Origin of the sequence: Phocaeicola sp. ICN-14070 (assembly GCF_037892625.1) — a bacterium.
GTDB lineage: Bacteria > Bacteroidota > Bacteroidia > Bacteroidales > Bacteroidaceae > Phocaeicola > Phocaeicola plebeius.
The window spans coordinates 1-21,883 of record NZ_JBBKBF010000064.1 but is presented as its reverse complement, the minus strand read 5'-3'; the positions used below and the strand labels follow the sequence as shown (position 1 = coordinate 21,883).

Genomic DNA, 21,883 nt, shown 5'->3' with positions numbered 1-21,883 from the left:
CCTCCTGGTAGTTTACTTTTTCTTTTGCCATAATCATTGTTGTTTAAGGGTTACGGCGCAAAAGTAGGTTTAGGGAGCATGCGTGTCAAGGCGGAAAATAGAATGCTTACTTCTTTAACTGTGAATTTTACCATTAAGGGAACCTTTTCTTGGGTTCACAGAGTTATTTGCATTTAATGTAGAATACGTATTTCTGTAGAATCTTCACTTTTTCTGGTAGAGATTTTCCTGCAACTATATTGTTGTTAGGAATTACGGATGCTGACACAGAGCTTTTTATCAGATTAAACAGGTAAGTTGTTTTTATTGCATATCCAACATTATCCGCATCAGGAATACCGGCATTAACTATACCAACAACATTCCCATTTTTATCAAACATGGGACCACCACTATTCCCTGGTTGTACTGGTGCTGAAATTTGGTAAGTAGTTATATCGTCCTTAAAGCCGCTTTTAGAACTAATAATCCCATTTGTTAACTTTATTTTCTCTCCCATATAGCTTGTTAGTGGATAGCCTAATACAAAAATATCCGCTCCCACATCACATGTAGTTTCTTTTACTGCATAAGGAATATTTCCAAAGCCTTTAAAACGTGAATCTGTGATTTTTATTAGAGCTAAGTCGTTCTTTTTATCAACTTCAATGACTGATGCTTTGTATTCGAAACTACTACCATTAACTCCTTGAATAGTAATTTCAGAAGCGTCTTCTACAACATGAAAATTAGTCACAATATATCCGTTGTTTAATGCAAATCCTGTTCCTGACCACTCACTGACCTCTTGACTTCCATTAGATCCAATTGTAGGAGAACTTACAGGATAAGTTTTCAGATATTTTGTTTCTCCTGTATTATCTACCGCTGTCATAGAAACGCCGTCAAATGCAACATAAGATGTTATCGCGGACTTATCAGACCTATACCAGTCTGCTTTCATCAAACCTGAAGCTGTCATTCGTAAAGTTGCTTTTATGTCTCCTATTTGCCAAAGGCTTTTTCCGGGATAATTGGCTGGTGAAGATAGGTAGATTAAACAATATTCATTCCCTTTTTTTACGCAAGCCAATTTGGCTCCAGTGTCATCTATGGGTTCATATATACCGCAAACTCCATCGTTATTTTGGTCAATATGTTGTTTGACTGTAAATTCGCTTTGATAGGGTAGATAGTTCCTTCTCGGATTGTTGATTTGATAATTGTTGAAACAATAGCCATGTGCTCCATTATAGTCTCCATAATCAACTATAGAGATAGTTGATGTACCAGATGGCAGAGTCCCTTTGAAAAAAAGTTGATAGCTTTGAATGGCACCTAATGGGACATTATTCCACCCCCAATTAGTACCGTAACCACAATTGACAATTCCTCTGTCTGTAATAAGACCAGATAATTGGAGCAATCTTGTGTTGCCTGATAGAATGTATGTATTGGATGTACTAAAAATTTCCAATCGCTTTAAAGCTTTAAGAGCTTTTACCTCAATTGTGGCTATAACTCCGTCATTCCTAATCTCTATAGATTTTAATCGTCCACATTGTACGGAAGAGCCTGTAGACCAAGCACTATTAAAATTGGTCGTTTGACTATAAATAGAAATGGTGAATAGTACTGTGACTAAAGAAAATACAAGAAATCTCATAAGTAACTTTTTATTTTTCTTCAAGTTCAAAATGGAATACATCACTTTTGTATTTCCAACATTTAGATTTGCTTCTATCAAGAAAATATCCCCAAATCCAGTTCCACATAGGCCATGGCACAAAGTTAACATAAGCCCATCCTTTCAATTTTCTTGGCTTTTGGGATTGAGATTTATATCCATCTTTTTTGACTGTGATTTTTTTGACATTAACTGTTTCGCCAAAATGGCTATATGGTGTTTGCCCAACATATCTTCCATTTAAATATACTTCGGCATTAGGAACGGACGAAGTGATAGTCAATGCAGGAACTTCTCCTTTTGTGCAAAAAAGAGTTCCACAACTGGAGCATAAAATGCTCAAAGAAAAAACAGCAATGTAGGCCTTAATTCTTTTGCAATAGATGTGATTTTTCATAACAGTCATGTGTCATAGCTCCAGTGACATTTTAAATTTATACCTTTTCTGCGTACGCATAAAAGAACGTGGAGCTAATCTGTCACTCGCTTCACTGTGTAAGGCTTCTCGCATTGCCCGGTAAGTCGAAACGAGCAACGCTGAAAGCCCCACGTCAGTGCATGTATATAACCTTCCCTTTCTCCCTGCTGTGTATGGCATGGAGTAATGAGAGTATATAGTACACCTCATGAGGCGTTCCCGTTGCTTTGTTCTTGACTTACCGTTGAACTTTGCGAGAATTCTACACAGTCAAATCCAAAGCGTACAGTTACGCCTTTTATGTATATGCGTCTACTTTGCTGTATTCATTAGGCTTTTAGCAAGATAGACATTGCAAAAATAAAACTTTTGGCGGAAATAATTACAATACTTCGGCAAATTTTTACCGAAAGATTAAAAGTTAAACAATAGAACCGGCAAAAGCTGGTTCGGAAACACTAAAGAGGTCATTGAAATGTTGTCAAAAACGAATGGTTAAGCATGAAGAAATGTGCTGAAAAAAGAGAGCTAACCTGCTGATAATAAAGGGGAAAAGTATTGCATAATTCGTTATTTCTTAGTAAATTAGAAGTCTCTGAACTCTTCTGATTATGGCTAAAGAAACACTCCTTATGCAATACCAATCCGAGTGCCTGTCGGCTCTCAAATCAGTAGCGAATATACACAAACCTTTTGAAAAAGCATTCATGGACACCATGAAATTATTCATGGTCATCCCAAGTGGTTTGACGGCAGGATTGACTTTGCCAATCTGGATTTGACCCGGTGCAAGGAATACGAGGTGAACAAAGGAAAGCTATACGGATTGAGGGTTTATGCTAAAGCTTTCAAAAGGTATGTTTCCTTAGCCATCTGGTATCCGATGGACGGAAGAACAGACAAGTGGCAACTTTATTTCTCTACAGACGATTCCATGGATGGACGCGAGGTGCTGGATTATTACAGAACCAGGTTCCAGTTGGAATTTTGCTTTAGAGATGGCAAGCAGCATGCAGGAATCACCAGCTGCCAGTCTGCCGACTTCAGGAAATTGGATTTTCACTTCAATGCATCGCTTGCTGCTGTCAACTTGGCCAAAGCGGCATGTAAGAGGCCCGGAATAACCTATTCCATATCCTCCTGCAAGTCTTTCATACACAATGCTTATATGCTTGAACGATTTATTTGCGTGTTTGGGATTAGCCCAGACCCGCAAGTTATTGACAAACTTTTCAAAGAACTCATTTTATTTACTGCCAGAGCCGCTTAGGCTTGGCGAATTTTTAACGAACTATTGAGTTCATGTACACTACAGCATTTACAAAAATACATTTTTCTTCTAACCATTGTACAAAAACAGTCATAAGATACATCATATTAGGATATATATACCTTCATTTCTATAGAAGCCATTTTATTCGTACCTTTGCCCCTGCAATAAAAACGAACTCAATATTTCGCCATGATACATACCTTCCACACCCCGACTGATGGCATCACCTTACCGAAAGCCTTCACTTTTCCTTTCCACTACACCCCTCACCCGCTCACCCGACTGGCGGCTGATGAGGTACGTCAGTACCTGCTCACACGAGACGACTGGCAGGAGGAACTTCGTCAGGGAAAGATGTTCGGGGTACTGGTAATAAAGGATTCCGAAGGAAAACTGGGCTATCTGGCTGCTTTTTCGGGCAACCTGGCCGGAAGCAACCACCATGCGTTTTTCGTACCACCAGTGTACGACCTCCTGCAACCCGACGGCTTTTTCCGTATCGAGGAAGCGGAGATTTCCGGCATCAACCACCGGATTGCCGCCATGGAAGCCAGCGAGGTATACTGCTCGGCACGGGAAGAATGGAAGAAGTCGGAAGAAGAAGCACAAGCCACGCTGGCTTCTGAAAAACAGAAGCTGAAAGAGGCGAAAACCCTCCGTGAACAACGTCGGAAGGAAGGCGTTTCACCCGAAGAAGCAGAAACAATGTCGCGCGAAAGCCAGTTTCAGAAAGCGGAGTTCAAACGGTTGGAACGGAGATTGAAAGAGAAGATACAAGCGGCCGGAGAGGCTTTTCAGGCATTCGAGCAAGAGATTCAGGCCTTGCGCCACGAACGGAAAACCCGTTCGGCGGCTCTCCAGATGCGTCTGTTCGCCCAGTTCCGCATGCTCAACGCACGAGGGGAAGTGAAAGATTTATGCGAGATTTTCCGCTCCACTCCGCAAAAGACACCGCCGGCCGGTGCAGGAGAATGCGCGCTTCCTAAATTGCTTCAGTATGCTTACCTGCATCAGATCCAGCCATTGGCCATGGGCGAATTCTGGTGGGGCATGTCGCCCAAGGACGAGATTCGCCGCGAAGGACATTTCTATCCGTCGTGCAAAGGGAAATGTGAACCGATTCTGAAACACATGCTCATGGGACTGGACGTGGAACCGAACCCGCTGGAAGAGGATGTGCACCGCCAGACAGCACTGGAGATTCTCTACGAGGACGAATGGCTGGTGGTGGTATACAAACCGGCAGGCATGCTCTCCGTACCGGGCAAGAACGACCTCGACTCTATTCTACAGCGCTTGCACAATCTTTACCCCAGGGCCACCGGTCCGCTTATCGTGCACCGGCTGGACATGGCTACCTCCGGCCTGCTGCTCGCGGCCAAAACGAAGGAGGTGCACAAGGAGCTTCAGGCACTCTTCGAAACGCGTCTTATCCAAAAGCGTTACACAGCCCTGTTGGAAGGAGAACTGGAAACTGACGAGGGTATCATCGACCTGCCCATCTGTCCGAACCCGATGGATCGTCCGCGCCAGATGGTAAGCCGGGAGTATGGCAAACGGGCGGTCACTTCCTACCGGGTACTGGAACGCAAAGGCGGAAGCACACGAGTTACATTCTATCCGCATACAGGACGTACCCATCAGCTCCGTGTACATGCTGCCCATCCGGAGGGACTGAACCATCCGATTGTAGGCGACGACCTCTACGGCCAGCCGTCCGACCGTCTGTATCTGCATGCCGCCGCGCTGGAGTTCGTACATCCGGTAACTGGAGAAAAACTACGCATTGTAAAAGAATCTGATTTTTAACCACTTAGTAAATCCTGCTCTTTTACTCAAAAAACGCTTTGACGTTTCATCCAAAACACAAGTACGTTTGAGCTCAAACGCAAGTGCATTTGAGGTAAAACGTAAGTGCGTTTAAGACCAAACGCCTAAGCGTTTCTTTCATACTTAAACCAAGAGTTCACTAAATTCTCTTTTTACTAAGTAAGTTTACATTTTCTCTAAATTTGCGCCATAAAATTTCACACTCTAGAGGTTTACAACCTCAAAATGTTAAAAAAGTATTTTCATAATAAACCACGAGAAGGATTCATTGTCTTAAAGCCGTAAGTGCACTGAAAATGATTATTCACTTTTAAATTTTGACCACAATGAAAACAACTCGTTTATTATCTACATTGATTCTTACCGTATGTTTAGGTTTTGGAAGTGTAATGGCACAAAATGCTGCACGTCAGGTTTGTCCGGAAAAAGCTGAAAAGCCCTGCAAGGTAAAACTCACTCCGGAACAACGTATGGAAGCACAGGCTCAGTGTATGGGAAAACAACTGATGCTGGACGATGCCAAATTAGCTCAGAAATCCTGAATGCCCGCCAGCTGGAAAAGGTATTCAACATGCCTCGCCCGGGAAAAATGCCTGCTCCGGGATGTCCCAATGCATGTCCGGCATGTCCTCAGGCTCCTAACAAATAATTTACTATAATTGAAATAACCACAAAAGCGCGGAACTCTCATGGTGTCGGGAGACACTGAAGAGTTCCGCGCTTCTTTTATATATGCTTTCCGTAAAGGAAAGTGGCATTAGTTTTTCTGCTGCATCATGTGGCGGGCATAGAACCACACCACTACATAGCCGACGAAAGGTACAACGAACGCCCAGTGCATATCGGCGTAGTCTCCTACCAGTCCCATGAGCACCGGACCTACGGCACCGCCCACCGGCGACATCATCAGGAAGGAAGAGGCGCGTTTCGTATGGCTGCCCAAACCTTTCAGGGAGAGGGCAAAAATGGTGGGGAACATAATGGCTTCGAAGGCATAGCCGCAAAGCAGGGCTACGAACGACACGGAGCCTAAATCCAAAATCACCAGCAGCGTAGTGATAACCGTTCCCGTAGCACACCAGAAGAGCATCTTCTCGGCACGGACACGGCGCATAATCCAGCTTCCCACGAAACGTCCTACCATGAACAGTCCCAATCCACCGAACGAAAGCACCAGCGAGGCATCGCGGGCATTCATCCAGCCAACCTCTGTCACGTAGTTGATAAAGAAACTGTTGATGGAAATCTCGGATACCTCGTAGGCAAACAGTGCTACCAGTCCGAACACAAAAAGCTTATGCGCCCACAAACCTACGCGATGACCTTCGCTATCCACCTCTTCTTCATGAGGAATTTCCGGCAGACGTACGCGCATAAAAGCCAGCGCAGCCAGCAGGACAATCACTCCCATTACGGCATACGGGAGGGCCACATTACCGCTTGCTCCTTTGTCTTCGTCAGAGAACAGCAAGAGACCGGTCAGAATCGGTGCAAAGATACATCCCAGCCCGTTGAATGACTGGGCGAAATTCAGTCGGCTGGCAGCCGTTTCCCGTGCTCCCAATTCTGTGACATACGGATTGGCGGCCGTTTCCAGGAAGGTTAGTCCGCACCCGATAACGAATAACGAGAACAGGAACATATTGAACGAAGCTATATATTGTCCGGGAATGAACAATAACGAGCCTATTCCGTAGAGCAACAAACCAAGCACTACTCCCTTACGGTATCCGTGACGGTTGATAAACAATCCGGCCGGAATGGCCATGATGAAATATCCCATGTACATCGTAGCCTGAATCATGGCCGAATGGGTACGGGTAATGGTAAGCAACTCCTGGAAATGCTTGTTCAGCACGTCCAGAATGGCATGAGCAAATCCCCACAGGAAAAAGAGGGACGTAATCAGTACAAAGGGGAACAGGTATTGGCGTTCCACCAGGGCAATTCCTTTTTTCTTCATCCGTGCCCCTCCTTTATACATACGACAAGAGTTCCGGCAAATCGGTGATGATTACATCCGGAAGTGTTTCATCTATTTCTTCGTTGCCCCAGCCTTCACCTTTCAGCCAGGCCACCTTGCAACCCACGGTTTTTGCGGGTACCACGTCCTTGGAGAAGGAATCTCCTACTACCAGCACATTCTCGGCTGGCAGCCCCATGGCTTCCACGCCAAGGCGATAGATGGCAGGGTCAGGCTTGCGCACCCCCACTACCGACGATTCGATGATGTCGGCAAAGAAGTCGAACAAACCGAAGTCTTTCAGGATGGTCTGGATGTTCCCATAGAAATTGGATACCAGCACCAGCTTGTAGCGTTCAGAAAGTGCCTTCACTACGGGACGGGTACGTTCCAATACGTCCAGCACATAACGGTAGCAGCTGTCGGCCACTTTTTCAGCATAGTTTTCCCGGCAGGCTTCTTCTCCGTCCAGCTTGCCTTGTTCCACCAGGTACTTCACCTGAATGTCGGTCTTGATGCACAACACATCGTGGAAGTTATGCTCCGGCTTGACCAGTGGCACACGGGCCAGCGTACGTTCTCCATGCACGTATGCCTCGCGGAAACTTGCCTTGTCCACCGGCACCTGAAACTCTTCATACTTGCTCCACAATACTTCCGCCCAATGACGGCTGTTTGTATCGATTGTTCCTCCGTAATCAAAGATTACGCCTTTTACATCTGTCAGTTTACTCATCTTTAGTCTTATTTGGGGTGCCGTTGCCGACCTTCATCAGCAACACGCCAATTACAATCCATATCAATTCACGCACACGGGTAATCAGTCCCGTATAGATGCCAAACGCACTCGGAATGGCCAGTCCGCCTACCGCCAGCGCAAATCCTCCCTCGCGTGCTCCAAGCTGCATGGGCGAGAAGAAGAACAGGTTGGCAAACAAGGAAGTGAAGGCCATAATCAGGATACAGGCCAGGAAACTCACATGGTCGGTCAGAATGTTCAGGATAAAGAACACTTCGGCACAACCTACGATACGTGCCATGAACTCCAATCCCAGCGCCACATAGAACGTACTTTTCCGTTGCTTGTGCAGTTCGGCAATCTGTGCGTCTACCCGCTCCAGTGATTCTTTTTTCTCTGTCAGGAAACGACTGGCCCAGCGCTTCACATAAGGCACATGACACAACAGCTTGAACGTGCGCACCGCCATCCCGTTACGGTATCCTTTCATAAAGAAATAAATGGCCAGCAGGCAGACAAACGCCACTACCGCCAGCATGATGCCCAGTCCCCAGTTCATCGGCTCAAAAATCACGAAGAGCACCGCCGATACCAGCCAGAACCAGAAATGGGAAAAGATATGCATCATCACATAGAGAATAACCGATGAGGTGGCCTTGCTGGCACCTACGTAAGGAGTAAGCTCCATGATGCGGTACGGCTCACCGCCCATCAATCCCACCGGAGTGGCATAGTTCAGGGCAAAACCGGATACGGTCAACTTATAGATTTTCCAGAAGGGCACCTTGGCATGTTTCCCGTCGCGGATAATGACATACCATGACCAGGCATTCAGGTAATAGATGAACACCCACAGAAGAATCACGGCCGGAAACCACACCCCTGCCTTGCGCAAGTTCTGCCACAGCTCCTGATAGTCCATGTCGAACGTGCAGAGCATAACTACAATGGCAAAGATGCCGAAAAACCAGAATATATTCCGAAACTTTTCCTTCATCACTTGGCGTATTTATGGTAAAGGTATGCGCACAGGGCTTCATGACGACGACGCATGTACACAAACAGGCTGGTCATCACCACCATCTCGAAAATGAAATACAACCACGGTTCTCCTATCAGCAGACTGATGTAAAGGGCTATCGCGCGGGTATTGAATGTCAGGATGTTGGTGTACTTCATCAACGGCAAGCTCAGGGCACGGAACTCATCGCGCAATTCCTGAGGAATGTTGTCACCGTAACGTTCCTGCACAAAGGCGTAGAAACGCTGGAAGTTAGGAGTCATCTGTTCCTGCTTGCGGGTATAGTTACCATAGAAATACAGGAAAGCCTTCCACCAGAAGTTGCCTTTCCACGGCAGACTATGGAAAATCTCACGTTGCTGCTTGAAATTATCCAGCTCACTACCTGCCTTTCCCTTCAGGAAGAACAAGTGGATGTTGCGGTAATAATCGGCCAGCGTACATTGCTTGCTATGACACACCGTACCAGAGAACCAGGCTATCAGCCAGATATAAATGCTCCAGGTCTGTCCGGAAGCCTCCCCCAGATGGAAAGGAAGCGGCTGGTTCATTAGGCGCAGACAGATAGCGACATAGATGGTAATAAACCAAAGATCGCCGGCAAATCCGTCGAGCATACGTCCCCAGCGGGTTTTCTTGCCGGTCATACGTGCCAGCTGTCCGTCGCAACTATCATAATGGTTGGCCCACATCAAGAGGAAAATACCAATCAGCGTGTGCGTCATGTCGGGATAGTAAAACATCACTCCTGCCGCTACTCCTAAAATGATGGACAAGATGGTCACTACATTGGGATGTATCCCGAAACGCTGGAAAAACAACGCCCACACATAACCTATCGGGCGATTAAAATGGATGTCCAGAAACTCTTCTGTATCCATGGACTTGAAAGAAGCCTCTACTCCTTTTTTTCCCGTACTCATTATTTTTCTAATTTGTGGATAATACGATTATAGATACACTTGGCGATTTCCGGTCCGGCTTCTTCACGGCAACGGGCAAAGCTGGGCCAGTCGTTAAAGTCAATGATGCGGATTTCACCGGTAGCCGATACCACACAGTCGCCTCCGTATACAGGCACATTCAGTACCTCGGCCGCCTTGTTGGCGTATGCCTGAAGCTGCTTGACATCGAACGGGAAACCTCTCGTGGCTCCGTTGATGACTTCCAGTCCGAACTTGCTGTGTGATTGTTCCGTTGGATAGAAGGTATAAAAGAAATCTGTTCCCTGTACCCCGTAGAACTTCACCAAATCTCCCACCAGGTGCTCGTTGACTACTGCCACCGGAATGTTCCGTTTCCGGAAATCGGCCATCACCACTTCCGCTTCTTCCCGGCATTCCACGTACACTACGTCTTCTTTCACCATGGCATGCGAATTGCCTCGCTTAATCCAGCAAGGGAACACGGAAGGAGTAAACTTTTCATCAGTAGAAATAATAAAGCTCCGGGGATGCGGTACTTCATTTGCCACCAGCAACTCCGTCATCTGCTGACGGACACAGTTGTCAATGCCATACGCAGAGTTCACCACCAGTGCACCCTCGTCTTCCAGTTCTTTCAACCGCTCAATGGTGGCGCGGTCGCGGGCCATGTCGAAAATAAACTCACCCTCTATCTTCTGAGCAACAAATTCCTTTTCCGGATAAATTGTCACCTCACACCCCATTCTCTCCAATGCTTCTGCCGCAAGCCGAAGGATTGCCGCATCATTGTCTACGTGATTCGGGGAATATTCATTACCACGGCTCACACCAACCACCCGAATCTTCTCTCCTCTTTTACACATTCTATCTTGTTATTCTTATTTCTAGATTTTACGCAAAAAATCAATATTGGTTTATTCTGTTTTTAATCTTGTCCGTTCAAAAAAGCCTCTGCTTTTACAATGTCCCCCGCATGGTCCACATCCAAAATTTTTGAGAAAGGATAAGCCTTGAGCCGAAGTCCGTCGGCTACCAGCTGACGCTGAAAATTACGCATGCGCGACATGCCCTGCGCCATACATTTCTCCAATGTCACGATTGAGTTGGGCGACAGGCAATAGATTCCCCCTGAGATGTAACGCGTATCAGGCTGCAAAGTATCATAGAAACCGGTAATATTGCGGTCTTCGTCCGTACCGATATACAACGGTTTTTCGTCGTCGATGTAATCCGTGACGGCCATCATGCCATCCCCTTCAAAAGCCTTGAAAGCGTCAATAAAACGTGAAAACTCCTCTTCCCGGAAAATCGTGTCGACCGTAGTCAGGCAGAAACGGTCGTCCTTCAGGTAACGGCTCAGTTCGTAAAAACTGTGCATGGAACTGGGCGTCGTCTTGACAATAACCCGCAAAGGCACTTCCGATGTTTTTTCCAGCTTGCTCAGGTGTTCCTTTGTCAAAGCCACCTCATTATTGATAATGACCACCACTTCTTCTGCTCCGTTCTTCGCAAAGATGTGAATCAGACGGTCAATCATGGCCATACCGTTCAGTTGCACCAGCGGTTTGGGCAACTGAACTCCTTCTTGTGCCAGCCGGGAACCTTCCCCGGCTGATATGATTGCAAACTTCATGTTATTCCTCTTCTATACTGTCTAATTTCAGTTTATCACTGTCATCTCGTTTCTCATAATACTGCTTGCGCAACGGACGGGCACTGATTTCTCTTTCCCAGGCACGGTTGCGGAACACATCCATGGCCACGTACACTGCCTGACGGAAAGAATCTTCCGAAGCAATGCCTTTTCCGGCAATATCGTATGCCGTACCGTGAGCAGGCGAAGTACGTACGATAGGCAAGCCGGCAGTAAAGTTCACTCCTTCATCCATGGCCAGTGCCTTGAACGGAGCCAGTCCCTGGTCATGATACATGGCCAGAATACCGTCGAAATGCGTATAATTGCCTGAGCCCATGAAGCCATCGGCAGGATACGGTCCGAAGCACTGCACACCGCGAGCTATCATCTCTTTCATGGCCGGAATAATCACTTCCTGCTCTTCCGTTCCCAGCAGTCCGTTGTCTCCCGCATGAGGATTCAGTGAGAACACGGCAATACGCGGATTGTCGATGCCGAAATCTTTCTTCAGTGAACGATGGAAAATCTCCATCTTTTCCATAATCAGTTCTTTGGTCAGTTCACCGGCAATGTCGCGCACGGGTACATGGCCTGTCACCAGTGCCACACGGAAATCACCTTTCAGCAGAATCATCAAGGCCTTCTGTCCTCCACCTACACGTTCTTCAATGTATTCCGTATGTCCCGGGAAATGGAACGCATCCGACTGGATGGTATGCTTGTTGATAGGAGCCGTCACCAGCACATCGAACAGGCCTTCCTGGTAATCGGCCAAAGCTCTTTCCAGGGCAGCCAGTGCCGCTTTACCAGCTTCGGGAGTCGGCTTGGTCAGTTCCACCTTCAACTCCTCTTCTATGCAGTTCACCACGTTCACTCTTCCGTCCTGCACCTCTTCGGCAGAATTTACAATGCTGAAACTGGTCTGTATTTCCATGGCCTTGCGGTGATACGCAGCAACCTTGGGAGAGCCGTACACCACCGGCGTACAAAGTTCCAGCATGGTGGGGTCAGAGAAAGTCTTCAATATCACTTCATAGCCTACCCCGTTTATATCTCCATGGGTGATTCCCACTCTAATTTTACGATTTTCCATATTTATTGCTTATTCTGTTCAGCTTCTTGTTTGATTTGTTCTTCCGAGATGGAATTGTCTACCGGAATTTCCGACACTTCTTTTTCTGAAGGAAGCTTCAGTGTGTACAACGCCGCGTTCAGCTTGCGAATCTGGTCACGTTTCAGCTTGCCCGGATTATAGACAAAACCTTCCACCACGATAACCTGTGCATTGTCACGGTCTACCCGCACATGCGATACGAACGGGCCTCCCATGGCATCGTTCTTCATTTCCCACAATCCGCGGGCCTCGAATGCATAGTCTCCCTTCACGGCAATGTTGCTCGTCTCAACAAACATGGAATCGGCTGTTTCCATGTACATGCCTTCACGCGCACCCGGCAGGTTGACTTTCATCACGGAGTCACGTTTATGAATGAAATACTCTTTGGTAAACGTATCGTGGTCACGGAACGGATAAGCATACATCACGAAGTTCAAGTCATTCAGGTTGCTCGAAGCCCACAGGAAATTCTCACCCTGCTTGTACGATTCCATTTCCACCGGCATCCAAATGTCGCAATCAAACATGCTCTGTACCTTGGTCGAAAGTGTTTCATTGTGTTTTTTCTCCAGCAACTTCACCTGACGGTTCATTTCGGCACGGGTAAAGAAGTCGATAATCACCTGACCGTTTTTCGAAACATAGTCTGCAAACTCCTTCTGGTTAGGTGCCTGAATGGTCATAATCATCTGCGGAGACGAATAAGCATCACGCGTATACTTGAATTTGGGCTGCGTATAGATGTCCTGAATATCTACAATAATGATGTTACGGAACAAACGTACCGAACGGTCAAAAAAGTCAGGCCGCACACGCGAAATACGGAAAGAGCGTTCAGCCTGAGGCAATCCCGGCACATCCGTATCCAGCACATGAAACAGTGCACTGTCCGGACTCATCCAGCATTTGTCATCGGCCACCACCATCACTTCATACGGGCGTCCGCTTGACACCGGAGTAATGATACTCTTCCCTCCGTTGCGGCAGGAAGCAAGCGACAGCACCACCAGGGCCATTCCAAGATAAAATGTCATTCGTTTCATGATGTTTCTTGTATTAAAAGGTTTCACTTTCTTTCTCTTTTTTCTCTGCCTGCTGCTGGGCGGTAGAAAGCATGCCGCAAGCCGCAAAGATATCTTCTCCGCGTGAAGCGCGAATGGTAGCAAACAAGCCATGCTGTGTCAGGTAATCACGGAAAGCTATCATTGACTCCATATCCGTTCCTTCCAAGTCCACGTTCGGGATGGCATGGAAGCGAATCAGATTCATACGACAGTCCAGTCCACGGAGCAGTTTCACCAGTTCCTTGGCATAAATCAGGCTGTCGTTCACTCCCTTGAACACGATGTATTCAAAAGACAGACGGCGCTGCTTGCTGAAATCATATCGGCGAAGTATCTCCACCATCTCGGTAATGGAGAAAGCCTTTTCTGCCGGCATCAGTTCCCTGCGCTGGGAAGGGAAAGGAGAATGCAGACTGATGGCCAGGTGGCAGTCACTTTCTTCCAGGAAACGTTCCAGTCCTTTCTGCAATCCTACGGTAGAAACCGTGATACGCTTCGGGCTCCATTTGTAGCCATAATCGGCAGTCAGGATTTCCAAGGCACGCAGCACTTCGTCCAGGTTGTCGAACGGTTCGCCCATGCCCATAAACACCACGTTGGTCAGCGTATCCCGTTCCGGCACCGAATAAATCTGATTCAGAATCTGGGCAGCTGTCAGGCTGGTCGTGTATCCCTGCTTTCCGGTCATACAGAATTTACAGTTCATCTTGCATCCCACCTGTGACGAAACGCACAAAGTAGCACGGTCGTCATCGGGAATATATACGGATTCTATATAATCACCTTCGGGCGTACAGAACAAGTATTTCACCGTTCCGTCTACCGAACGCATCTCATGCACCGGTGCACTGGATCCCACCTCGTAGTTCTCCATCAGCCGCTCACGGTTTTTGAGCGAAAGGTTTGTCATCTCTTCAATGGAGCCTACTTTCTTGTCGTACAGCCACGATGCAATCTGCCCGGCAGTAAATTTAGGCATTCCCAAATCCTGCACAATGGTTTTCAGTTCGTTCAGCGATTTCCCCAATAAAGGAGTTTTTGTCGTCATAATACTCTTATATTCTACACATTTAGCGTACAAAGTTAGGGAAAAAATAAGATATATTGCCTATCTTTGTACGTATAAATGTATTAAATATGAATAACCAAGTAACTTGCTTCCTTTTATATGGAAGTGATAACCAGCTGAATAAAACCATAAAAGGTCTGACAGAGAGTTCCCGAACAGACCAGATATTCCTACTAACTGACCATCCGGAGGACAAAGACATTCCCACAGAGAAATGCCACCTTCTTCCCTCTTTCTCCTTCCAGCATACCGAAGGCATCCGGCAGATGCTTGCCCTCACCCGCACTCCCTACCTCCTTGTTTATACCAAGCCCCATACATTAGATATGGGCTACATGGCACTGGAACGCATGTGCGACTATTTAGCCGCACCGGAATCGGGTATGGTCTATGCCGACCATTATCAGGTGACAGAGGGAGTACGAAAACCTCATCCGGTCATTGACTACCAGCCGGGAAGCGTGCGCGATGATTTTGACTTCGGCTCGGTGCTGCTCTTCAAGACGGCGGCCTTGCAGGAAGCGTTCGACACCATCACCCACCAGCCCGAATACCAGTATTCTGCCTTGTATGCCGTGCGACTGGCACTTTCACAGAAATACGAACTGACGCACATACGTGAGTTCCTTTACACCGAAATCGAAGAAGACACCCGCCTGTCGGGCGAAAAACAGTTTGACTACGTAGACCCGCGCAACCGGAGCGTACAACTGGAACGGGAAACAGCATTTACTTATTACCTGAAAAATATTCATGCCTTCCTGCCCCCTGTGGAGCGCGAAATCGATTTGTCGGAAGGTGAATTTGCATACGAGGCTTCGGTCATCATCCCCGTGCGCAACCGCATCCGCACCATTGCCGACGCCATTGAATCGGTACTGAAACTGGAAACAGACTTCCCGTTCAACCTGATTGTCATCGACAACCATTCTACCGACGGCACCACGGAGTGCATTGACCAATACGCCGGAAACGAAAAAGTGATTCATCTCATTCCCGAACGTGACGATTTGGGCATCGGCGGATGCTGGAACCTGGGTGTGCATCACCCTCTCTGCGGACGCTTTGTCGTGCAGCTCGACAGCGACGACCTGTACAGCAGTCCGTCTACCCTCCAGACCATTGTCGACAAGTTCCGCCGGGAGCGCTGCGCCATGGTTATCGGCTCTTACCGCATGACCAACTTCCAACTGGAGACACTGCCGCCGGGCGTTATCGACCACAAGGAATGGACCGATACCAACGGACACAACAACGCTCTCCGCATCAACGGACTGGGAGCCCCGCGTGCCTTCTTCACGCCGCTGCTGCGGAAAATCCGTGTACCGAACACCAGCTACGGCGAAGATTATGCGTTAGGACTGGCTTTCTCCCGGGAATACCGCATCGGACGTATCTACGACGTACTTTATTTATGCCGTCGCTGGGAAGGCAATTCCGACGCAGCCCTGAGTATTGAGAAGCAGAACCAGAACAACAGCTACAAGGACAGCTTGCGTACCCTGGAAATACGGAAACGCCAGGCCCTGCTCCGTCACCCTCTCTCATGGGAAGATGCAGCCCTTGCGGCTTCTGCCGAAACCTTCATCCGTCACCAGCTCGACACATGGCCACTGGCCCGCAAAAACCACAAAGCACTGGCGCATGTACAGACCCGTACACTTTCACTCGGTGCGAACGACATCACCGTGCAGTTCAATCCGGCACGCGCCGTTTCCACCTGTGCCAAAGTAGACAAGGCTTCCATCGCTGCCCGCCCCTGCTTCCTCTGTCTGAGCCACAAGCCGGAAGAGCAAGAGTCTGTCCGCATCCAGCTGGACGAACCTTTCAGCCTGCGACTGAATCCTTACCCCATTCTGCCGGGGCACCTCACCATCTCCACGGAAAGTCACCAGTGGCAAACATTGGCCGACAAGACTACGCGCCGGTTGCCCGAACGCCTGGTCGACTGGTTGGAGAAGAACTTTGCCAGCGGCTACACCGTATTCTACAACGGAGCCCAATGTGGCGCTTCTGCCCCCGACCACTTCCATTTCCAGGCCGTACGCCAGGAAGATGTACCTCTCATCCGCCAATGGGAAAGACTGATGAGCACAGCGGTAGAAAAAGGTTTCGAACCCCTCTCCGACGGCAAGTCCTGCATCGCCTACGACATCGAAGGATACTTCTGTCCGATACGGGCCTTCATCACTCAGGGAGGACTGGCCACTGGTGTACGGCTAATTGACAGCTACCTGCACAGCCTGCCCCTGCACGAAGGAGAAACCGAGCCACGCTACAACCTCTTTGCCTGGAATGACCCGCGCTACGGATTTGTCACCGTCTACATCCCGCGCACAGCCCATCGTCCGCAGTGCTACACTGCCGAAGGCGACGCACAGTTGATAGTCAGTCCCGGCGCCCTCGATATGGCCGGCATCCTTGTGACGGCCCGCGAAGAAGATTTTCAAAAACTGGACGCTGACACGCTCCGCCAAATCTACCACGAAGTAACACATTAAGCATCATGAAAGAACCTGAAATAAACGTGGGCATCGTCAATGCCCTTGAAATAGCCTTTACACTCAATGCCAAATTTCTGGCCAAAGGAGAAACCGTATCGGGCAAGCAACGTGTATCCTTCGACGAAGGAGGAATTTCCTGGAACGGTAACATGTACCGGGAACTGACCTTCACCCCGTTGGAGGACGATGCCTCCTTCTCACTCGAAGACGTAACCATCGGTATCAATTTCCACTGGGAACGTCAGGAAACACAAACCTTTCTCGGCACCCTGCGCCTGGTGGTAGAAGAAGGAAAGATTACCGCCATCAACCAGGTGCCGGCAGAAGACTACCTGACCAGCGTCATCTCGTCCGAGATGAACGCCACCTCTTCCCTGGAGTTTCTGAAAGCCCATGCCGTCATCTCACGAAGCTGGCTTTTAGCACAGATTGAAAAGCGGAAGGCCCTTAGCAAACAGGGCAGCAACTTCTTTCCCTTCCTCAAGACTGAAACAGAATACATCCGCTGGTACGACCGCGAAGACCATACCATCTTCGACGTATGCGCCGACGACCATTGCCAGCGCTATCAGGGCATTACCCGTGCCTCCAACCAGAGTGTGGTGGAAGCCGTGAAGGAAACACGCGGCCAGGTGCTCATGCACAAGCATGCCATCTGCGACGCCCGTTTCTCGAAGTGCTGCGGCGGAGTGACCGAAGAGTTCAACTACTGCTGGGAAGACAAGCATTATCCTTACCTCAGTGCCGTGCGCGACTTGGACACGGATGCCCCCCTGCCCGACCTCACCCAAGAGGAAGAAGCCGAACGATGGATACGCCAGCGTCCGGAATCTTTCTGCCACACCACTGATCCGAAAATCCTTTCACAGATACTCAACAACTACGACCAGGAGACACACGATTTCTACCGCTGGAAGGTGAGATACACACAAGCCGAACTGGCCGAACTGATTGCCACGCATACTAAGAGTGATTACGGGGAGATACTCGACCTTATCCCCATGGAACGAGGAAAATCGGGACGTATCAGCCGGCTGAAGATTGTAGGAACCCTGAAAACAATGACCATCGGAAAGGAACTGGAAATACGCCGCACCCTCTCACCTACCCACCTGTTCAGCTCGGCATTCGTAGTCGACAAGGGACCGGAAGTGAACGGAGTACCCGAATGGTTCGAACTGACCGGTGCCGGATGGGGACACGGCGTGGGACTCTGTCAGATCGGTGCTGCCGTGATGGGCGAAAAAGGATATTCCTACGACCAGATTCTGCTGCATTACTACCGGGGAGCTGAAATCCGTAAGTTATACTAAAAATGAACGACTATGCGCACACGCTCTCCCTGGTACTGGGTACCTTCGCTCTACTTTGCCGAAGGACTTCCCTACGTAGCTGTGATGATTTTATCGCTGGTGATGTACAAACGAATGGGCATCTCGAACACGGAGGTGGCCCTCTACACCAGCTGGCTGAACCTGCCCTGGGTCATCAAGCCCCTGTGGAGCCCGTTTGTCGACCTGCTCCGCACCAAGCGGTGGTGGATTGTCACTACCCAGTTGCTGCTGGGTGCCGGACTGGCCGGCATTGCCTTCACCATCCCCACCAGCCATTTCTTCCAGACCACATTGGCGGTGTTCTGGCTCGTAGCCTTCAGTTCCGCCACCCACGATATTGCCGCCGACGGCTTCTACATGTTAGGCCTTACCCCGCATCAGCAAGCCTTCTTCGTGGGCATCCGCAGCACGTTCTACCGTTTTGCCACCATCGCCGGACAAGGACTGCTCATTATGCTGGCCGGCTGGCTGGAAGAAATGACCGGACGCACATCGTATGCCTGGAGCATCACCTTCTTCACGTTAGCGGGCTGCCTGCTGGCTCTGTGGCTCTACCATTCCTTCGTACTGCCCCGTCCTGACCAGGACTGCCCGTCGGTTGCCCGGCAAGGAGAAGCCCGGAGCATACTGACCGACTTCCTGCTCACCTTCCGTTCCTTCTTCCAGAAAGAACAGGCGCTTACCGCCATTCTGTTCATGCTGCTCTACCGCCTGCCCGAGGCACAGTTAGCCAAGATGGGCATTCCCTTCCTGCTCGACCCGGTGGAACAAGGAGGACTCGGAATGACCACGGCACAGATAGGCTTTGCCCAAGGAACGCTCGGCATTGTCGGTCTCACTTTGGGAGGTATCCTGGGAGGCATTGCCGTAGCACACCACGGACTGCGCCGCTGGCTCTGGCCGATGGTATGGGCCATCTCTCTGCCCGACATTGTCTACGTGTACCTGAGTTACGCCCAGCCCGACAACTTAATCATCGTGAACAGCTGCATCTTTGTGGAACAGTTCGGCTACGGATTCGGTTTCACGGCCTACATGCTCTACCTTATTTATTTTGCCAACGGCACACACAAGACCTCGCACTATGCCATCTGTACCGCCTTCATGGCCTTGGGCATGATGCTGCCGGGCATGATAGCCGGCTGGATGCAAGAAACCCTAGGCTACCAGCTGTTCTTCATCTGGATTATGGTGTGCACACTGGCCACCTTCGGCGTTACCGCCCTGCTGAAAATCGACCCTGAATTCGGGAAGAAATAAAAAGAGACGTTTTGTCCGGCCTTTACTTTCCGGAAAGGAAGTGCCGGACAAAACGCATAAAATTCAATACCGTATCCGACTCCTGCCCCTGAGCCGATACAAAACAGAAATGCCGCTTGAATTGCAGGCCCTCAATGTCAATCACCTGAAAGTCTCCTTCCTTCAGTTCCCTCTCTAAGGCACAGATTGACACGATGCCCATACAGTTGCTGCACCGCAAGAACGACTTGATACCTTCCGTACTGCCTAAGTGCATCCGCACGTTCAGCGAAGAAAGCTTCAGTCCCTGCTCTGCCAATACCATCTCAATGGCATCCAGCGTGCCGGAACCCCGCTCACGAAGCACCAGCGGCACACTGACAAACTCCTCCAGTGTCAGTTCCTCCTTTCCGGCCCAGCGACCGCGCGGACAAACCACCGGCACCAGCTCATCGCACAAGAACGGGTCGTAGCGCAGGCTGGGCAGACGGAACACTCCCTCCACCATACCCACGTCAATGGTATGCTCCTGCAAAGCCTTCTCCACATTGCGCGAATTGGTGTCCATCAATGACACACTCATCTTGGGATAACGCTCCGTGAAAGCAGCCAGCACAGGCGGAAGCACATACTGTGAGATTGTCGTACTTGCCCCTAACCGTAACTCTCCCGCATACTCATTGTTCAACTGGTGCATGTCGTACTCCAGCTTGCGGTAATCGTCCAAAATCCGTTCGCAGTGCTCCATCAGCAACTTTCCGGCCTCCGTGAGCGAAATGGAATTCCCCTTCCGGTCGAACAGACGCACTCCGTAGAGGCTCTCCAGCTCCCGCACATGCTTGGTCACTGCCGGCTGGCTCACAAACAGCTCCTGCGAAGCCTTGGTAAAACTAAGGTTTCGTGCCACACTATAGAACGCTTTCAAACGGAAATCAGACATACCTCCACAAAATTAAAGTTCCTCTGCCCGGATGCCCAACGACTGAAGAATGGCAAATCCCAACATTTCAAAAGAATATTCATAATCGTGTGCCGGAGGATTCATGCCGAACACCGTCACACCATCTTTTCCCTTTATCTTTGCCGCCAGCCGCTCCACAGCTTCTCCATATTCCCCTTCATCGGGCACCAGCATGATTCGGCGTGCATCTTTCGATACGGTCAGCAGTTGCAATGATTCCGTAAACAAGTCCTCCCGGCGAGCCATATCCGAAGGCTGGAAAGCATAAAGCGCAAACTCACCCAGACGACTCTGGAATGCCATGCCGTGAACTTCCTTTTCCAAATCGGAAGGAAGGCAGAAATTCATCCGGCTATGCTCCGCATCATACACAAAAATTACCTGTATCTCATTCTTTCCCGGCTCAATTCCGGCATCCAAAGCCAGACACTCCAGCAACACGGCCAGATCAGCCTTAGGCAGTTCACGCCCCACCAGCGGTGCAAAATGTGCCGCCATATCCTTCCCCACGCGGTCAAGGAAAACTGCATCAATTAAAATTACATCAGAAGCAAAGGGTATTTTCTTTTCCATATTAGTTAATGTGTTTCTATTTATACTTGTTTCTCCAGTTTACCGTCCTCCAGCTAATAGACCTACATTATTTACCCATGAATAGCATGCTAAAAAGCCAGACATATAACTTGCAATGGCATCCCTCAATGAGCCGGGACAGATATATTCGCCCCCATTGAAATCCATGTGAAATACCAGATACACCGTGCATTCCTTCTCCAGGCTGTCAACCTTCAGGCCTCTGAAAGCTCCTTGCGCCCTAAAAAAATAGTTCTTCAGCGTAGAAACCAACAAACTCTTCCCGAAACCTCGCGGACGGCTCAGAAAATAAATAGAACCGTCCTTGGCAATCGAATAAACCATATCCATCTTGTCTACATATACATAACCGTCTTCGATGATGCGATCAAAGCTCTGTATTCCGGTTGGGTATTTCATAAATAAAATAATAAATTGACATTATAGATGATATCTGAAGCAAAGATAGAAAATTTCAACCACAATCCGCTCCCTTTCAGGAGGGCTTTTTTCTCCCCCGGAAAAAACACAAGTACATTCATCCGTAAAC

At 48.8% G+C, this 21,883-nt stretch carries 20 protein-coding genes and 1 pseudogene; 7 read left to right on the top strand and 14 right to left on the bottom strand.

What is annotated here, in order from left to right:
• Positions 1-163 precede the first annotated feature (163 nt).
• A complete protein-coding gene (locus tag WKT20_RS14785; protein ID WP_340417600.1) occupies positions 164-1,645 on the bottom strand; it encodes a S1C family serine protease in 1,482 nt (493 codons plus the stop codon).
• A 10-nt stretch (positions 1,646-1,655) separates the two neighbouring features.
• Positions 1,656-2,063 (bottom strand): PEGA domain-containing protein, encoded by a 408-nt coding sequence (locus WKT20_RS14780; protein ID WP_182283960.1) that lies wholly within the window; start codon positions 2,061-2,063, stop codon positions 1,656-1,658.
• Between the two features lie 653 nt (positions 2,064-2,716).
• Here WKT20_RS14780 and WKT20_RS14775 point away from each other — a divergent pair.
• From WKT20_RS14775 to WKT20_RS14760, 4 genes and pseudogenes are all read left to right on the top strand, one after another.
• Complete coding sequence (locus WKT20_RS14775) at positions 2,717-2,866, top strand: hypothetical protein (protein ID WP_304331016.1); 150 nt, start codon at positions 2,717-2,719, stop codon at positions 2,864-2,866.
• Positions 2,815-3,354: pseudogene (locus WKT20_RS14770) on the top strand (transposase); the annotation flags it as partial. The gene WKT20_RS14775 and the pseudogene WKT20_RS14770, both read left to right, overlap by 52 nt.
• Positions 3,355-3,546: 192 nt before the next feature.
• Complete coding sequence (locus WKT20_RS14765; protein WP_340417598.1) at positions 3,547-5,166, top strand: RluA family pseudouridine synthase; 1,620 nt, start codon at positions 3,547-3,549, stop codon at positions 5,164-5,166.
• A gap of 347 nt (positions 5,167-5,513) precedes the next feature.
• Positions 5,514-5,729: a hypothetical protein gene (locus tag WKT20_RS14760; protein WP_147331446.1), complete on the top strand. Its 216-nt coding sequence runs from the start codon at positions 5,514-5,516 to the stop codon at positions 5,727-5,729.
• Positions 5,730-5,944: 215 nt separating this feature from the next.
• Here the strand turns inward: WKT20_RS14760 and WKT20_RS14755 are convergent, their stop codons facing one another.
• The 9 genes from WKT20_RS14755 to rlmN all read right to left on the bottom strand — a co-directional run bounded on the left by WKT20_RS14755 (position 5,945) and on the right by rlmN (position 14,704).
• Complete coding sequence (locus WKT20_RS14755) at positions 5,945-7,150, bottom strand: sugar MFS transporter (RefSeq protein ID WP_040312993.1); 1,206 nt, start codon at positions 7,148-7,150, stop codon at positions 5,945-5,947.
• Positions 7,151-7,163: 13 nt separating this feature from the next.
• Positions 7,164-7,886: an HAD family hydrolase gene (locus WKT20_RS14750; protein WP_340417597.1), complete on the bottom strand. Its 723-nt coding sequence runs from the start codon at positions 7,884-7,886 to the stop codon at positions 7,164-7,166.
• On the bottom strand, positions 7,879-8,886 hold the full coding sequence (locus tag WKT20_RS14745; protein ID WP_117700588.1) for a lysylphosphatidylglycerol synthase transmembrane domain-containing protein: 1,008 nt from the start codon (positions 8,884-8,886) through the stop codon (positions 7,879-7,881). The genes WKT20_RS14750 and WKT20_RS14745 overlap by 8 nt, the downstream gene beginning before the upstream one ends.
• Positions 8,886-9,833, bottom strand: coding sequence for a CDP-alcohol phosphatidyltransferase family protein (locus WKT20_RS14740; protein WP_117700587.1), 948 nt, complete (start codon positions 9,831-9,833; stop codon positions 8,886-8,888). Before WKT20_RS14740 ends, WKT20_RS14745 begins: the two co-directional genes overlap by 1 nt.
• Positions 9,833-10,699, bottom strand: coding sequence for a hypothetical protein (locus tag WKT20_RS14735; protein ID WP_118441727.1), 867 nt, complete (start codon positions 10,697-10,699; stop codon positions 9,833-9,835). Before WKT20_RS14735 ends, WKT20_RS14740 begins: the two co-directional genes overlap by 1 nt.
• A 62-nt stretch (positions 10,700-10,761) precedes the next feature.
• Complete coding sequence (locus WKT20_RS14730; RefSeq protein WP_007561769.1) at positions 10,762-11,469, bottom strand: nucleotidyltransferase family protein; 708 nt, start codon at positions 11,467-11,469, stop codon at positions 10,762-10,764.
• Position 11,470: 1 nt separating this feature from the next.
• The gene (gene pdxA, locus WKT20_RS14725) at positions 11,471-12,565 is read right to left on the bottom strand and encodes a 4-hydroxythreonine-4-phosphate dehydrogenase PdxA (protein WP_340417596.1); all 1,095 of its coding nucleotides are present in this window, start codon (positions 12,563-12,565) and stop codon (positions 11,471-11,473) included.
• 2 nt (positions 12,566-12,567) lie between these two features.
• On the bottom strand, positions 12,568-13,632 hold the full coding sequence (locus WKT20_RS14720) for a DUF4837 family protein (RefSeq protein ID WP_117700584.1): 1,065 nt from the start codon (positions 13,630-13,632) through the stop codon (positions 12,568-12,570).
• A gap of 13 nt (positions 13,633-13,645) precedes the next feature.
• Positions 13,646-14,704, bottom strand: a complete 1,059-nt coding sequence (gene rlmN / locus WKT20_RS14715) for a 23S rRNA (adenine(2503)-C(2))-methyltransferase RlmN (protein WP_118243843.1) — start codon at positions 14,702-14,704, stop codon at positions 13,646-13,648.
• An 86-nt stretch (positions 14,705-14,790) separates the two neighbouring features.
• On the opposite strand from rlmN, the gene WKT20_RS14710 reads away from it, so the two are divergent.
• Genes WKT20_RS14710 through WKT20_RS14700 form a run of 3 tightly spaced genes read left to right on the top strand, consistent with a single transcriptional unit; the run spans position 14,791 to position 19,820 of the window.
• Positions 14,791-17,223 carry a DUF4922 domain-containing protein gene (locus WKT20_RS14710; protein WP_118163151.1) on the top strand — a complete coding sequence of 811 codons (2,433 nt, stop codon included), beginning with the start codon at positions 14,791-14,793 and terminating at the stop codon, positions 17,221-17,223.
• Between the two features lie 5 nt (positions 17,224-17,228).
• Positions 17,229-18,539 carry a SpoIID/LytB domain-containing protein gene (locus tag WKT20_RS14705; protein WP_117700582.1) on the top strand — a complete coding sequence of 437 codons (1,311 nt, stop codon included), beginning with the start codon at positions 17,229-17,231 and terminating at the stop codon, positions 18,537-18,539.
• 12 nt (positions 18,540-18,551) lie between these two features.
• Positions 18,552-19,820, top strand: a complete 1,269-nt coding sequence (locus WKT20_RS14700; RefSeq protein WP_117700581.1) for an MFS transporter — start codon at positions 18,552-18,554, stop codon at positions 19,818-19,820.
• A gap of 22 nt (positions 19,821-19,842) precedes the next feature.
• Here WKT20_RS14700 and WKT20_RS14695 read toward each other — a convergent pair whose 3' ends face one another.
• Genes WKT20_RS14695 through WKT20_RS14685 form a run of 3 tightly spaced genes read right to left on the bottom strand, consistent with a single transcriptional unit; the run spans position 19,843 to position 21,753 of the window.
• Positions 19,843-20,739: a LysR family transcriptional regulator gene (locus WKT20_RS14695; protein WP_007561758.1), complete on the bottom strand. Its 897-nt coding sequence runs from the start codon at positions 20,737-20,739 to the stop codon at positions 19,843-19,845.
• A gap of 12 nt (positions 20,740-20,751) precedes the next feature.
• Positions 20,752-21,333 carry a DUF6621 family protein gene (locus WKT20_RS14690; RefSeq protein WP_340417595.1) on the bottom strand — a complete coding sequence of 194 codons (582 nt, stop codon included), beginning with the start codon at positions 21,331-21,333 and terminating at the stop codon, positions 20,752-20,754.
• 39 nt (positions 21,334-21,372) lie between these two features.
• Positions 21,373-21,753: an AAA family ATPase gene (locus WKT20_RS14685; RefSeq protein WP_007561756.1), complete on the bottom strand. Its 381-nt coding sequence runs from the start codon at positions 21,751-21,753 to the stop codon at positions 21,373-21,375.
• Positions 21,754-21,883 lie beyond the last annotated feature (130 nt).